Source organism: Marinobacter alkalisoli (assembly GCF_045449855.1).
Taxonomy (GTDB): domain Bacteria; phylum Pseudomonadota; class Gammaproteobacteria; order Pseudomonadales; family Oleiphilaceae; genus Marinobacter.
On sequence record NZ_JBJJLC010000048.1, the window covers coordinates 71,263 to 85,597 of the forward strand.

Consider the following 14,335-nt stretch of genomic DNA (forward strand, 5'->3'; position numbering starts at 1 on the left):
CTGCCTCCCGTAAAAACTCATTTCAATTCGATCAACGACTGCAGGTTTTCTCTACCTTCCTGCGGAATTGCTCCCGAATCCGGGTATTTTCGGATTCACTGACGAACACCCGCTCACCCTGCTCATTCAGGTTGTAGAAAGTAGAAACGCTGTCCATATGCTTGAGGCGTGCGCGAAGCCTGGAGCATTGTTCCGCCCGTTTCGCTGCCTGCTTCTCTGCCTTGGCGTCCGCCGCACGCTGCTGGTCGCGCTCCTGCTGCTTCTGTTCCAGGAACGCATTCATCTTCTGCTGACGGTCACGGGCGGAGTTATCCACCCTGGCCGGCGCGGACTCCACTTTGACTTCCTGACTGGCAGCCTGCGCCGGCGGGCGGTCACCAAAATGGGTGCGGCCTTCTGCGTCGACCCAGCGGTAGACCTCGGCCACGCTGACAGCGGGTAAGAGGATCAATAATGTCAGCAATGTCCTTAACAGCATATTGAACTCCTTTTTTAACCATTGTCAGGCAATAGCTGCTCCTGCAACTCTCGAACCACTCGTAACACACGGCTCATTTCATTCTGGGTTTTCAGGTCCAGATTCAGCTTGCCATCCATGGTTTTCACCAGGGGTACGACAGATTGTTCAAAGATCCGTGCAAAGGCCATCAGGGCATCGCCTACCTGCGGTGGGCTGTCCAGGTTAACGGTAACGGCGGGGTTAAGCTGGACTGATTGCAAGCCTTCGGTCAGACCGGTTTCCAGGGATCGCGACAGTTGGCTCAAAGCCTTCTCGATATCTGGCGTCTGTTCCTCGCGGTTATCCGCGCCCGCAACCAGCTGCTGTGCCAACTGCTGCATGTGCTCGGCAATGAGGCCAAGCTGCCGTACCACCTTCACCCCCGTTTCCTCATCGCCACCGGCCGCCTGACGGCGGCGGTATTCCTCACAGATCGCCTGCCAGCGGGCCGCTTCGGCATCAGTCTGAGTGCCGCGCATCTGCTTCAGTTTGAGCAGGTTCTCCTCGGCGCCCTGGGTCAGCAACTGGGCTTCGCCCTGGTAGTGATCGTCAATCAGAGCTTCGAGTTCAGCATCACTCATGACCGGCGAGAGCTTCTCCGCCAGCTTGTTCATGTTGCGGTAACTGCCCTGCAGTTTGAAGGTCGGCTCGGTGCGGTAGGCTTCCGCCTGGGCACTGGAGGCGATGTAAGCCTGGTTTACCCGGAGCACGGTCTCCCGCACCCGGATCATTTTCTGGAGCAGGGAAACGATTTCATCCCGCTCGGCCGCACTGTAATCGTACTCGAAGTCCGAATCCGCCACGGCTTTGCCTTCGGCCAGATCCGCGAACCGGTAGAAGTCCGCCATGCCCCGGGTGGCCAGCGGCGCAAGCACCGGGTTGGAGCTCAGGCTGTTTTCAATGTACGACAGGGCAAAGGCATGTTCCATGCCTGACAACACATCCCCCAGGTTGTAGATATCCGCCCGGTTGGACAGCATGTCCGGCACTTTAAACACCTCACCACTCTCGGTGTAGGGGTTACCGGCCATGACCACGCAGAAGCGTTTGCCCCGCATGTCGTAGGTGCGGGTGCGGCCACGCCATACGCCTTCAATGCGCCGGGTGCCGTCACACAGAGAGATGAATTTCTGCAGGAATTCCGGATGGGTGTGCTGAATATCGTCGAGATACAGCATCACGTTATTGCCCATTTCCAGCGCCAGGTTCAGCTTGATCAGCTCTGCCTCGGCGGTGGAATGCGGCGCCTTCTCCGGATCAAGAGACGTAACATCGTGCCCCAGGCTCGGGCAATTGATCTTCATGAAGATCAGGCCCAGGCGGTTGGCCACGTATTCCATCAGGGTGGTCTTACCGTAACCGGGCGGCGAGATCATCATCAGCAGGCCGGACTGGTCGGTTCGGCGGTCTTCGCCGGCGGTGCCCATCTGCTTGGCCAGGTTGTCACCGATGATGGGCAGGTAACTCTCGCTGATCAGTTTGTTGCGCACGAAAGAAGACAGCGGCCTTGGGCGGAATTCCTCCAGACGAAGCTGGTCGCGCCAACGCTCCAGTACCGTGTGGCGAACCTCCTGCAATTGCTGCCAGCCAGGAATGATTTCCTGACGGTGATAGCGCAGGCGTTCATCAAACTCATCCAGTTGCAGGCTGAGTGTGCGTTCTTCAATTCGGGAATGCTGACCAAGCAGCCCCCCCACATGGAACGCCAGCTCCACGCTACGCACACTGGTTTTCAGGGCCTCACCCACGTTCAGTATCGCCACCACTTCCGGCAGGTAGTGCAGAAGGTGTTGCTGGTCTGCTTTGCTCATCCAGGCCTTCAGCCAGTGGCTGGTGATGGTCCAACGCGCTGCGGGCTGGTCTGCCACCACCCTCAGGGCATCCTGGTACTGGGCGAACTGGTTGTCCCGTTTCAGGGCTTCGCTGAAACCGGAGGCCAGTTCACTGGCATAACGGGTAATCTCAAAGGCATCGGTTTCTTCCGCCAGTTGCCGCACAAGGTACTGGGCAGCGGAGTCGATCAACGTGCGCTCGGCACTGCCCTTGTCCGCCAGCAACAGGCCGTGCTCTTCCACGAATCCGGAAAGCCTGGGACCAAGCTCCTGTTCCAGGGATTGCAGCAGTTCATTCGATTGCATCAGGCGGCTGAGAATACCGGCCGACAGGCAACGGGCCCGAACTTGCTGCGCAAACTCCTCCTGCTGACTCAACCTGGCCCAGAACAACATCGCCAAAGCCCGGGCCCGGGGACTGAACCGGAGCAGGCCTGCACTCTGGATGGCCGGCCAGAGGGTACTGACAATCAACGCCGCATCGTGATCGTGGATGCCCTTTTCGTACCCCTCCCGATAACGGGGTGAGGCAAACGCGCGAATGTGGCCGGTCAGCTCTTCCAGATCGGCCACATTCACCGGCAGATCGGGTGCTTTCTGGAACTCTTCGATCACCAGCGCCGCCAGGTATTCGCCCCGGTAAACCTTGTCGGATTCCGACGGCTGACTCATGTTCCAGTAGCCCCGCAGGCGGTCCAGCTCTGGCTCGTCCAGCCGCTCGTTATACTGGGTACCGGTCAGGTGCAGCAGCACATGGTCATCCCGGGGGATCAGGGTGAGGTCCAGCTCCTGCTGGTTGACGCTGAACTTGTGCTTGCCCAGGCGGATAACGGCACCGCCATCCTCGAAGATATCCGCCTTATCCCGAACACTGCGAAGAGCGGTGTCCTGGGCGGCCTTCAACTGGCCCAGACAATCGTCCGCCTCCATGGCCGCCCCCAGTTCACGGAGCTCCTTGGCCATGCTGCGCAACCGGGCCACCATGGCGTCCGAGGCAAAAAAGGCGTGTAACTCCTCCGGGCTGGAAAAACGCTCGGTACGGCGACCGACGTTCTTCAGGATGCGTTCGGCTGCATCCGTCAAGGTGGTGATCCGGCGCTGCTGCTGATCCTGCAACTGCTGACGGCGGGCTTCAATGCTTTCGTGGGCGTTTTCACGCTGCTCCAGAATGGCGGCCAGGAACTCATCGTACTCACCAAACTGGCTTTCCAACTCCTGAAGCTGATCGAGCATTCGGGTCATCAGCCCGTCACATTCCCGTACATCCGTGAGGGCGCTGACACCATTGGCAAGGCTTTGCTCGAATAGCCGCAGACGAGCGGCGAACTGGGCCCGGGCCTCTGCGCTGCCCTGCTCTTTCAGGCGGATTTCCGCTTCCGAGCGCTGCTGGTTGATGGTGGCGTAGATACCGGAAATGTTATCGGTAATCGCGGTTTCCAGTGCCGCATCGTCACCGGCCATGGATGCCAGCATGCCCTGGATCATATCAAGGCCCGAAGTCAGCTCCCGGTAGCGTTTGACTATTTTCTCCAGGCTGTCCCGGTTCTCCGCTTCTGCCAGGTCGGTCTGAAGCTCGTTCAACGTTTTACGATAGCCATCCAACGCCTCGGGCGAGGCCAGGAAGCGGAAGGTGCGCTCGGTCAGGCGCTCTTCCGCTTCGGACAACTCGCTCTCCAGCGTTTCAATCCGGGCCTTGTCGGCATAGCGACGGTCGTTCAGGGTGCGGACCCGGCCCCGATGTTCCCGCAGGCGGGCCAGGAAGCTGACGAACTGATCCGGGGCTTTCCAGCTATCGGGTTTCAGGTCCCTCATCAAGGCGCCCTGCTCATCCGCCACCTCTTTGATGGCGGCTTCGGTCTGGGCGCGGATGCTCTGGACTTTTTCGTACTCGTCCAGCACCAGTTCGGCCGTACCGCGAATGGTGGTCAGCTGCTGATGGAGCCCGGCAAATGGCGGCTCCTCCTGCCGCCCGGTCAACCAGAAAAACTGGTCGATAATACGATCAATGGTGCGGATCAGGCCAGTAAAATGGCGTTCACTGGCACTCCCCGAATCCACCAGACCAATGATCGTATTGAGCTCGGCAATACCACGCACCAGCTCCGGGTTGCCGATTCGCGCCAGCTCCGAGTCGTTAGCGACGCCGGCCTCGGCATGGAAGGTTTCTGACGTAAACGGGGTTTCCCACACCTGCAGCGGGTGCACCAGGGTGGGCTCGTTGTCCGCATTGAAGATCACCAGATGACCGTTCTCGAACAGCGCGTAGCCGTGTCCGATGAGGGGCACATCCACCTGCTTGCGGATCAGGTTATAACGGTAAAGGATGACCTGCCCGGTGAGCTGCTCGTAAAACACGTAGAGCATATCCTCGCCATTGGGCGCCCGCAGGGTGCGCTTGAGGCGAAAATCTCCGTCCGGAATCTGGAAGGTTTTCAGTTCACCGGTGGTCAGGTACGAGCCGGAGGGGAAGATAAGGCCATGATTGTCCGGCAGCGAAGCCACCGAGCCGGCCATGGCATCCACGCGCTCTATCTTGCGCTGGCCGCGGTTGAACAGGTAGTAACGCCAGCGTTCTTCGTTGAAGGGCAGGATCCTGACCAGCAGGATTTCACCGAGATCGGCGTAGTCGAATGAGGCGTCGTCCAGGGACTGTGAATCGGACGTTACCGGGTCTGAATAGATACCCTCGCCCGTCGCGGTATTGTTCTCGACTTTGAAGGTGATGTCGCCCCGCAGGTTATCCACAAACAGGGTGTCGGCAATGTTGAGGTGCGGTGAACGCCCCTGAACCTGGCTGTCCCGACCGACGGTTTTCCAGGGAAAGCTGAAACGATCCGGAAAGGTAAGGTCCCGCTCGCCACGGTTGTCGATATACCGGCCCACTTCGCCGTCGGGTTTCAGCTCCCACCGGAATATCCGAAGGTCGTCCAGCTTGTCACCAATGCGGAATGCCATTAACAGCATGCCATTGAGGATGACCAGCTGTGACAGGGTGGCTGTGTTGTAGTACTGCTGCAGTTCCCGGAAGTCGGTTACAAAGCGGTCGTTGGTCAGGAAGGAGCCGTCAATGCCGGCTTCGGTCATTTCGAAACCGCTGTCGCCATCGTTCAGGTGATACAACCTGAAGACATCCTCGATCGCCAGGGTTTTACGAAGCCCCAGCTGCAGGTTGAAACCGAACAGCAGCCTGTTCCCCAGCCGCACCACATCCCGTGCAACCGCATTGCTTTCGGTTCTTGCCCTGGCGCGGCCCAGCACGCTCATACCGGCGCTGCCAAAGATTTCTTCCCGAGCCTGGTTCAGCTCCGAAACCCGCTCCCGGAGCTGTCCGCCCTGGTCTTTCAGCCGTCGCTGAATGGTTTCAAAGGCCGAGCCTTCCTGAACAATGCTCTCGAGGCCGGTGCGATCCGTCGACATACCCAATCATCCTGAACTGAGGAAAAACCTGAATGGAAAAAGGTATCGCCAGCGCCCCTTCAGGCGCCGGCGATACCGGAGGCTTTAGGCGGTTTCAGAGTTCCGGTTGGCCTTGTCACCAGCCACCCGCCCGGCGAGACCCGACAGGGCCGCCTGAAGGGAGGGAGACTTGTCCAACACCCCCTGAACACTCTTGCCGTAGCCAAGACCCTGGGCAAACTTCTCGAAAATGCCGCCATCGCCGCCAATCATCTCGAACTTGGCATCCTTGAGAGCTGCCGCCATCACCCGGCCATTCTCCAGCATTCCGGCTTTCTGGGCCTCGATCTGAGCCATCACTTCCTTCTCATGAACTTCCAGGTTCATGCGGAACTCTTCGAAGTGGCGTGATTCCTCAGACATGACGTCGTAGGCTTTCAGCTTCTCTACCAGGCCTGCTGCTTCCGCCTTGGCCATCGCCTCGCGGGCGTCGGCACGGGCGTGGCCCATACGCTGCTCGCCTTCGGCATCGGCCAGCACCATCGCCTTGCGGGCATCAGCCTTGGCAACACCCAGCTTCTCTTCACCCATGGCTTCGGTTTCAAGCCGCTGTTCCAGTACGCGGACCTCGGCCATACCCGCTTCTTCATCCGCCTTGGCAGTCGCAGACTTGACCTCGGCATGGGCCAGACCGTCAGCTCGGATAGCCGACGCCTGGGCTTCCTTGACCTGCGCTTCCGCAAGACCATCGGCCGCAGCCATGGCCTGACGACCACGGGCCAGTTTCTCATCCGCCACCGATTTCTTCTCGGCGGCATCCAGGTCAGCCTGGGACTTCACGCGAACCTGCTCGGCTTCCAACTTGGAGCGTTCGAACGCCGCTTCGGCGGCCTTCACATCCATCAATTTCAGCTCTTCCGCTTCCGCCTCGGCAGCAACGACCTTCTTGACCTTCAGGCGATCCGCTTCAGACTGGTTGCGAACATCCTTGATGTTCTCTTCCTCTTCCGCCACGTTGCGCTCAACGGCAATACGCTGGCTGGTAATGTCGGCAATTTCCTTACGCTCTTCTTCCAGCGCTTTCTCCATGCCGATACGTTCAATTTCCACGGCGCGTTCGCGATTTACGTCCTCCAGCTCACGGGCCTGGCGAATCCGCACTTCCTCAATCTGAACCGCCCGCTCACGGGCCTTCATGGCCATTTCAATCTGGCGTTGCTTGTTCTCGTCCGCAATGGCCAGCTCTTCATCCGTCTTGATGCGAGCCGCCTCCGCACGGGCACGTTCCTGCTCGCGTACCTGTTCGGTTTCGGACGTTTCCCGGGCCTGCAGGGTTTCAATCTCACGTCGCTGACGGGCTTCCGCATCGGACTGGCTGCGCTCAAGCTCCAGTGACGCCTCACGGGCGGACACGTTCTTACGCTGGATTTCCAGCTCCTGGTCACGCTCCAGGCGGTTGGTCTCCACGTTATGCGTCGCGGTGATTTCAGTAATCCGCTTGATGCCCTCGGAGTCCAGAATGTTGTTCGGGTCCAGGGAGGTTTTCGGGGTCTGCTCCAGGTAATCAATGGCAACGTCTTCAAGCACGTAGCCGTTGAGATCCTCACCAATGGTTTCGACAATGGAATCCCGGAATCGCTGGCGCTCTTCAAAGAGCTGCATGAACTCCAGCTTCTTACCAACCGTCTTGAGCGCTTCGCTGAACTTGGCATTGAACAACTGGTTGACCGCTTCCCGGTCTGAAGCCCGGCCAACGCCCACCGACTTGGCGACCCGAAGCACGTCTTCCGCCGTTTCATTCACTCGCAGGTAGAAGGCAACGGTGATGTCCGCACGCAGGTTGTCCTTACAGATCAGCCCTTCTTTGCCGGTACGGTTCAGCTCCAGGGTGATCACCGAAATCTTCATGGTTTCGGATCGGTGAATAACCGGCAGTACCATGGCACCGGTGAAGTACACCTTTGGCGTGGGCGACAGATCGTTGACGATCAACGCCTGCCCCTGGTCCACCTTCCGGTAGAACGCCTTGAACAGGGTAAGGATACCCAGTATGAGCAGAACCAAGACACCGACGGCGGTTATTGCCGGCATAATCCAAGATAAATCCATTTAGTCGTTCTCCTGCATTGATTAATAGGAAGTAAGCGCGGGGTTATCCGGCGGATTCGGTGGACAGAAATTCGGATTCCGACACCACCCACCATGCGTTGTTATCCGGAATATGTTCGATCAGCACCGCCCGTTCCCGATGGGATAGCGGCGTATGGCTACGTACCTGCAGCACCAGGTGAGCGCCATCAAGGATGGCGTCCGCACGGCCAGCCGTTTCAGTGACCGTGGATGAGATCACCACACAGGGCGTACCGATAATTCGTTTCTGCAGGGGCTGCCGATAGGCGCGGCGGAACAGCGGTCGAAGCGGACGTACCAGAAGGGAGGTGCCCAGCACTCCAACCACCAGGGCGACAGCAATGATGGCCAGCGCATAGAGCCAATGCAGCAGACCTGCGGGTACCAGCGCCCCGAACGCCAGGTCAATAAAATAACTGGTCAGCCAACTGATCAGGAACAGCAGTGTGAGCACCAGCGGCAGGGGAACTCCCTGCAGCCCCAAGGTCACCATGAGGCCGCTGAAATCACCCGACGCATCGATATCGCCCTCGGCATCCACATCGCCCATACCGGATAGTGAAATCAGCCAATAGATAATGGCAACACAGAGAAGAACGGAGAAAACCGCCGTGGGGAAGGAGAACGCAACTGCGAAGAATGTTTCCATACGCGACCAGATATCCGTTCCGGTAAATCCAATATTTGACAGTTCTTGTCAAAAGAAAGTTGTTTATAACGCAAACAAACTATTTCTTGCAAACATTTAATCGAGCGGTTTAGACTCGACTCATTGACATAAAATGTCAAGCCACAGGACAAGGTTCGTCCGGATCGGCCGAACCGATTCAATGCCACAGGAAGGAGCAATTCGTGGATACCCAATCTCTCACCCTGGCCCTGGGTGATGCTACCCATGCCGGCCGCACCTTCGATGTCTTACCCGTTGCCGGTGATGAACCGGTGCTTCAGGTCACGGTTTCCGGCGCCGAAGAAACGCCCGTATACGTTACCGTAACCGATACCCAGATTCTGTGCCTCGCGTATCTTTTTGACAAACAGGAACTGAACCCCGAGCAGCTGAATGACCTGCATGAAAACATGCTGAGAATCAGCGTGCCCATGCCCCTGAGCGCTCTGGGCAAAACCGGCGACCATTACGTGGTGTACGGCGCCCTGAGCCCGACCTCAGGCACAGCGGAAATCATGCAGGAACTGGTCACGCTCGCCGAGAATGCCATCGACCTGTTACAGACATTTGAAGACTATCTGGCTTGAGTAAGGGGTGAGACATGAGAACGGTACTGAAAAAAATTCTGACCGCCATGCGCGGTGGTGTTAACGAACTGGGCGAAGCTGTTGTAGATGGCCAGGGCAACCGGATTCTGGAACAGGAACTGCGGGACGCCGAACAGGAACTGAAGCAGGCCAAGCAGGAGCTGGCAAGCCTGATGGCGGAGTCCGCCTCCCTGGCCCGGCAGATCCGCTCCGAACTGGACAGCGCCAGCAAGCGCGAGCAAGACACCCGCAAAGCCCTGGCCGCCGGCCAGGAAGAACTGGCCCGGGAAGTGGCTGAACGAATCGTCGGCCATGAGCGTCGCGCAGCGGAACTGACCCAGACTCGCGAACGGCTGCAACAGCGCATCACCGGCCTGAAAGAGCGGGTGAAAGGGGCAGAAAAACAGCTGGCCGACTACCGCCGCGAACTTCAGGTGGTCAAAACCAATGAACGGGTGTTGCGCACCACTGCCCAGATTGATACCAACATCAACAGCAACCAGTCCTCCTTCAGCACCGCCAAGGAAACCCTGGAGCGCATCCGTGATCGCCAGGCCCGGGAGGAAGACCGCCAGAATGCCAGCGCCAGCCTCGAAAAAGAGCTCACCGGCGCCGATCTGGATGAAAAGCTCAAAGCTGCCGGAATCGACAGCGAGAAAGACGCCGTCAACGACGTTCTTGCCCGCCTGAAAGGTAACCCGGCGCAGTAAATTTGGCGCCCCCATGAACAGGGGGCGCAATACCCAGGCTAAGCCAATGGCAAAGACACGGGACTGGTCAAAAGAGGAACGTGCAGTTCAGGCCATGCAAATGGCCTTCGACCTCTCCAACGACATTCAGCGGGCCTTCCGCGTTTCTGCGGCGCTGCAGGACATGAACACCGCTGACATGGTGCGCAAAGTCCTGCAGCTGCCCTACCGAAAGAACCGGGCCCGGCCACGGCTGACGGTTACCCTCCGGGATGAGGATTTTGACGTACTGGCCCGGAAATATAATCTCGCGCCCGAGGACCGGGCGGCCATTCGACTGCGGGTGGCGGAGGAGCTGCAGGCGTTTGCCCGTTCCTACCTGACCGAACCGGACAAATAATCTGGGCTCTGGCCGACCAGGGCAATGTACCAGGGATAAGCATTAGCACAGGAAAGGGACGTCATGCCCAGAACACATTATAAGCGCTGCCCCGCCTGCACCACCGATGGTTTGGTGGCAACCAGCAACCCTTCAATACTCGATTGCCGGCACTGTCACGGCCTGTGGTTTGAGGATGGCGCCCTCAACCGGGCCATTGCCAATAAGCACACGGACATTGACGAATACGATCACGAACAGCACCTGGGCCCCGCCCTGCGCAACAGCGACCGCTTGTGCCGCCGCTGCAACGTTCCGATGATTCACTACCAGCTACTGGAAAACTACACCACCGAAATCGACTGCTGCCCACGCTGCGACGGCGCATGGCTTGATAAACCGGAAGTGGATCAAGTGATGCACTCTCCGAGGTTGAAGCAGGCGCTGGGCAACCTGAACAAAGGCGTCAACTGGAAATCCTGGCTGTTCCAGTTCTTCACGGCAATGCCCGTGGAATACAACATCCGGCCTCACCGAACTCCCTGGGTGACCCGCGCTTTGCTGGTTATCTGCGGCCTGGTTTATCTCGCCGGCATACTCACGCCAGCGGCCAACGAGTGGATTTTCACAAACCTCGGCCTGAACTCGAACACCCAGGAACCGACCCACTTCGTGATGCAGCTGATCACCTATCAGTTTGTCCATGGCGGCTTGATGCATTTGGCTGGCAATATGTATTTCCTCTGGATCATCGGTGACAACCTGGAGGACGCCCTGGGCCATGGCGCCTTCCTCGCCCTGTACCTGTTTGCCGGCGTTATGGCCGCCCTGGCTGAACTGCTGTTTTTCGATAGCGCTCAGGGGCCTTTACTGCTGGTCGGCGCCAGCGGCTCCATCGCTGCACTGTTCGGCCTCTACCTGATGTGGTTCCGCCATGCCAGCCTCACGTTCATGATCGTGGTGTACCAGAAGAAACTGGCGCCCCACTGGTACTTCCTGATCTGGAGCCTGATCAACCTGTTCGGCATGTTTACCGGCCAGGGCGGTGTTGCCTGGGCGGCACACCTTGGCGGGTTCGCGCTGGGCCTGCTATTGGGGTATTTACTCAAAGACTATGTGCACCGGAAGAATCCGCTGATAGCGATGCTGAATCAGCCGGAGGCGGTTTTGCGACGGTGACCAGAGACAGGCCAGGTGGTTGCCGGGTAAGAAGCGGCGCTCCAATATGAGCGCCGCCTTTCTCAGCCAGTCATCACAATCAACAACGCTATAAACGCAACGAAGGAAAGGCCAGCCATCAGAACTTTTCCAATGCTACCTGGATCGCTTGCCTCCGGTTTACTGCCGCTGATTTTGCCGCCTGCTGCCCTCGCCTTGAGGAAATACCGGAAATCGGAAATGAGCTGGGTATTGGAGGTACGAACGCCCTGATACCATGCTTCCGGAAACTCAATCGCATCCACGGGCACAACAAGCGACGAGCACATCGTTCCAAAAGACAACACCCCATTTATGAGCAACGAATCCCGGTCAGGTATCCCGCGAGGCAAGTCCCGGGCCGGGACCTTCCACTTTTCAAGAGACTCACAGACGTAGCCTTCCGGTACTTCACCATGAACAAGAACCGGCAATTTGTGGGGGCCACAAGCCATACTCGCCAGAAACGGGAAATGAGGGTTGTCGTAGTCGGGAACAAATAGACGCTTCAGGTTATCGGGGCGATAAGGTATCGCCGGGTAAAACTGCCCAAGCACCAGAGAAAAAGGCTTGCCGGGATCCCTGCCCTTCCAGAACAGCACCCAGGCAATATGGCGAACCAGACGGGACTTGAGATTCTCCGGCATCGGGTAGCTTCCTGGCTGAGACGGCAGAGCAATCTGCTCGGAAAACTCCTCCATTGGCAGGCCACTCCCTCCCAATGGCAGCAACCAGTCCGAGTGATCCATAAAACGGATCCGGTACTCGCGAGATTCCACCCACTCGATATCCGCGTCTCCGGATGTATCCTTTTCTGACATTGCCTTTCCTTCCAGCACCTCCAGTTCCAATCGGTCACTGACTGGCATCAGTTGATTGTGAACCGCTCGCTCAAGATCAAAGAAGGAGTCCAGTTGCTCGTTACTGATCAGGGAAGGTCGTGGGATATAGGAATCCTCCGGCTCCGGGCCGCTCTCTTCAACCGTCGAATCAGCCAGGGCGGAAAAGTCGTATACTGGCTGGTTCCAATAGTCGAACAGCGCCTGCTCCTCTTGGGAAAGCTGGCTACGGCCTTTCGAGCGGTTAAGCAGCGTCGTATCCGCACCCAACAACACGCTGACCTCGTCATCGTAAACGTATGCGACTTCCGGTTCCCGGGAAACGACGCCATCAGAAATAGTACTGAGATGCCATTGCTGCGCCTTCATCACTTCGGGACCGCCTTCCCCGCCAGTTTTCTGCAGGTTGAGCACCTGAGATTCATAAAGGCACTCTACGCCCCTGTGATTCCTGCCAACGGCTTTCATGCCAAGAAAGCTCATCAGCGACTCATTCATGACTATTTCTTCGCCGAGCCACGACAACCACGCTCCCAGCATAAACGCGTTTCTCGCCAGCTCTCCCAGCGGTACAGGCTTGATAAAGACATCCGCCCCCTCCGGCGCCTCAAAATCCGCCAGAGCTGCTCTCACGCCCACCGGGTCGGGGCTGGCCAGAAACGCCTGATTGCCCTGGAGATCAAGCAACATAGGCAACTCCAGGCCGTCTTTTTTCTTCACGAATACCGTGTGAAAAATGACATCCCGCCAATCGCGGATGAGCTTGAGGTAGTCTTTTTGATTCAATAACTCGAAGAACTCCGAGCCCGTCGGCACAGCACCATCTTCCCTGATCACTGTTTCATACTCCTGTTCAGGTTTTACCAGTTTTGGACAATCTCCGGACCCAAAAATCATCGGCCGGGGCAACCATTCCGTTCAGTCCAGAATGAAATGAGGCACGAACCGCGAGGTATCCCGCGTGATCGCCGTGTTATCTTCGCGGATTCCCATGCCAACGGCTTCGCTGCCAACCACCCAGCTGCCGATCAGACAGTAATGCCCGGAAAATCGGGGAGGCGGGCACCAGCTCTGGAGAATCGTTGGCCCACTCCCATACGGTCCCTCCACCTGAGCTTCCACGCCGGCTCCCGATTCAATCGAGATGTTCGCGCCTTCTCTCGAGAACAGAGGCTTGCGCACCCAGCGCTCCGGTGCCGGGTCACAGACTTTGTCTCCCTCAAACCATGCGGGCAGAAGATTCGGGTGGCCTTTGTGTCGTTCCCATAACAGCGGCAGGATGCCCTTGTTGGAGAGGATCAGCTTCCAGGGAGGTTCCACGAACTGGGCGCCGCCGGTGGCAACGTGATCAGAAAAGGCCTCCTGCCACATCCATTCCCAGGGGTAGAGCTTGAACAGCTGATCAATGGGGGCGTCATCAAGACCAATAAAGCGCTCGCCGGCGCCAAGGCCGATTTCATCAACGAACAGGGTGGAAGGCTTGAGCCCGGCCTGCTCCGCGCAGTCCGCGAGATACTCGATGGTGCCCGCATCCTCGGGGTGGTCCCGGCAACAGGCAAGGTGGAACGGCTGCCCGGCGCGGCCAATCATTTCCAGTCGCTCGATCAGGGCTTCCTGCAGGCGGTTGAACTGATCCGCCCCTGCCGCTAACTGCCCCCGTCCGATTTGCTGCTCCAGCCAAAGCCATTGAAAGAAGCCGGTTTCGTAAAGTGAGGTTGGCGTATCGGCGTTGTATTCGTAGAATTTTGCCGGACCCTGGCCATCGTAGGAAAAGTCCATGCGGCCATAGAGCGAGGGCTCTGAAAACTTCCAGCTGTCGGCAATCAAATCCCAGGCTTTCTCAGGGATCGCCAGTCGCCTCATCAGGCGTTCACTGGAGACAACCTCTGCCACCAGGTCAAGGCACATGGCATGAAGAGCCTCTGTCGGCGCTTCGATGTCTTCCTCAATCTCCCGGAGGGTGAACTGATAGCAGGCGGTTTCATCCCAGTAGGGCTCCCCTTCCAGGGTGTGGAAATGAAATCCGAAGGATTCTGCCTGGGAACACCAGTCCGGGCGGGGGGCAATCTGAATGCGTTTCATGGAGCTTCCTTCTCCCTGAGCGTGTCAGTCCGATA

The 14,335-nt window shown here is 58.1% G+C and carries 10 protein-coding genes; 4 read left to right on the plus strand and 6 right to left on the minus strand.

Annotated features, from left to right (window positions below):
- Positions 1 to 31: 31 nt before the first annotated feature.
- From ACJO5Y_RS17695 to ACJO5Y_RS17710, 4 genes are all read right to left on the minus strand, one after another.
- Positions 32 to 478, minus strand: coding sequence for a DUF4124 domain-containing protein (locus ACJO5Y_RS17695; protein ID WP_406989063.1), 447 nt, complete (start codon positions 476 to 478; stop codon positions 32 to 34).
- A 14-nt stretch (positions 479 to 492) separates the two neighbouring features.
- Entirely contained in the window at positions 493 to 5,748 is a 5,256-nt protein-coding gene (locus tag ACJO5Y_RS17700) for a DNA repair ATPase (protein ID WP_406989064.1), read from the minus strand.
- 84 nt (positions 5,749 to 5,832) lie between these two features.
- Positions 5,833 to 7,836, minus strand: coding sequence for a flotillin family protein (locus tag ACJO5Y_RS17705; protein ID WP_406989065.1), 2,004 nt, complete (start codon positions 7,834 to 7,836; stop codon positions 5,833 to 5,835).
- A gap of 43 nt (positions 7,837 to 7,879) precedes the next feature.
- Positions 7,880 to 8,506 (minus strand): hypothetical protein, encoded by a 627-nt coding sequence (locus ACJO5Y_RS17710; protein WP_406989066.1) that lies wholly within the window; start codon positions 8,504 to 8,506, stop codon positions 7,880 to 7,882.
- 203 nt (positions 8,507 to 8,709) lie between these two features.
- Here ACJO5Y_RS17710 and ACJO5Y_RS17715 point away from each other — a divergent pair, with 203 nt between their 5' ends.
- The 4 genes from ACJO5Y_RS17715 to ACJO5Y_RS17730 all read left to right on the plus strand — a co-directional run bounded on the left by ACJO5Y_RS17715 (position 8,710) and on the right by ACJO5Y_RS17730 (position 11,361).
- The gene (locus ACJO5Y_RS17715; protein WP_406989067.1) at positions 8,710 to 9,114 is read left to right on the plus strand and encodes a YjfI family protein; all 405 of its coding nucleotides are present in this window, start codon (positions 8,710 to 8,712) and stop codon (positions 9,112 to 9,114) included.
- A 14-nt stretch (positions 9,115 to 9,128) separates the two neighbouring features.
- On the plus strand, positions 9,129 to 9,824 hold the full coding sequence (locus ACJO5Y_RS17720) for a PspA/IM30 family protein (protein WP_406989068.1): 696 nt from the start codon (positions 9,129 to 9,131) through the stop codon (positions 9,822 to 9,824).
- Between the two features lie 46 nt (positions 9,825 to 9,870).
- Positions 9,871 to 10,203 (plus strand): hypothetical protein, encoded by a 333-nt coding sequence (locus ACJO5Y_RS17725; protein WP_406989069.1) that lies wholly within the window; start codon positions 9,871 to 9,873, stop codon positions 10,201 to 10,203.
- A 63-nt stretch (positions 10,204 to 10,266) separates the two neighbouring features.
- The gene (locus ACJO5Y_RS17730) at positions 10,267 to 11,361 is read left to right on the plus strand and encodes a rhomboid family intramembrane serine protease (RefSeq protein ID WP_406989070.1); all 1,095 of its coding nucleotides are present in this window, start codon (positions 10,267 to 10,269) and stop codon (positions 11,359 to 11,361) included.
- Positions 11,362 to 11,423: 62 nt separating this feature from the next.
- Here ACJO5Y_RS17730 and ACJO5Y_RS17735 read toward each other — a convergent pair whose 3' ends face one another.
- Together ACJO5Y_RS17735 and ACJO5Y_RS17740 are read right to left on the minus strand one after the other, a co-directional pair.
- Positions 11,424 to 13,055 carry a hypothetical protein gene (locus ACJO5Y_RS17735; protein WP_406989072.1) on the minus strand — a complete coding sequence of 544 codons (1,632 nt, stop codon included), beginning with the start codon at positions 13,053 to 13,055 and terminating at the stop codon, positions 11,424 to 11,426.
- An 81-nt stretch (positions 13,056 to 13,136) separates the two neighbouring features.
- Positions 13,137 to 14,300 (minus strand): glutathionylspermidine synthase family protein, encoded by a 1,164-nt coding sequence (locus ACJO5Y_RS17740; protein ID WP_406989074.1) that lies wholly within the window; start codon positions 14,298 to 14,300, stop codon positions 13,137 to 13,139.
- Positions 14,301 to 14,335 lie beyond the last annotated feature (35 nt).

Coding starts and splice junctions, on each gene's coding strand:
- ACJO5Y_RS17695 (WP_406989063.1), bottom strand. CDS start 478: ATGCTGTTAAGGACATTGCTGACATTATTGATCCTCTTACCCGCTGTC.
- ACJO5Y_RS17700 (WP_406989064.1), bottom strand. CDS start 5,748: ATGTCGACGGATCGCACCGGCCTCGAGAGCATTGTTCAGGAAGGCTCG.
- ACJO5Y_RS17705 (WP_406989065.1), bottom strand. CDS start 7,836: ATGGATTTATCTTGGATTATGCCGGCAATAACCGCCGTCGGTGTCTTG.
- ACJO5Y_RS17710 (WP_406989066.1), bottom strand. CDS start 8,506: ATGGAAACATTCTTCGCAGTTGCGTTCTCCTTCCCCACGGCGGTTTTC.
- ACJO5Y_RS17720 (WP_406989068.1), top strand. CDS start 9,129: ATGAGAACGGTACTGAAAAAAATTCTGACCGCCATGCGCGGTGGTGTT.
- ACJO5Y_RS17725 (WP_406989069.1), top strand. CDS start 9,871: ATGGCAAAGACACGGGACTGGTCAAAAGAGGAACGTGCAGTTCAGGCC.
- ACJO5Y_RS17730 (WP_406989070.1), top strand. CDS start 10,267: ATGCCCAGAACACATTATAAGCGCTGCCCCGCCTGCACCACCGATGGT.
- ACJO5Y_RS17740 (WP_406989074.1), bottom strand. CDS start 14,300: ATGAAACGCATTCAGATTGCCCCCCGCCCGGACTGGTGTTCCCAGGCA.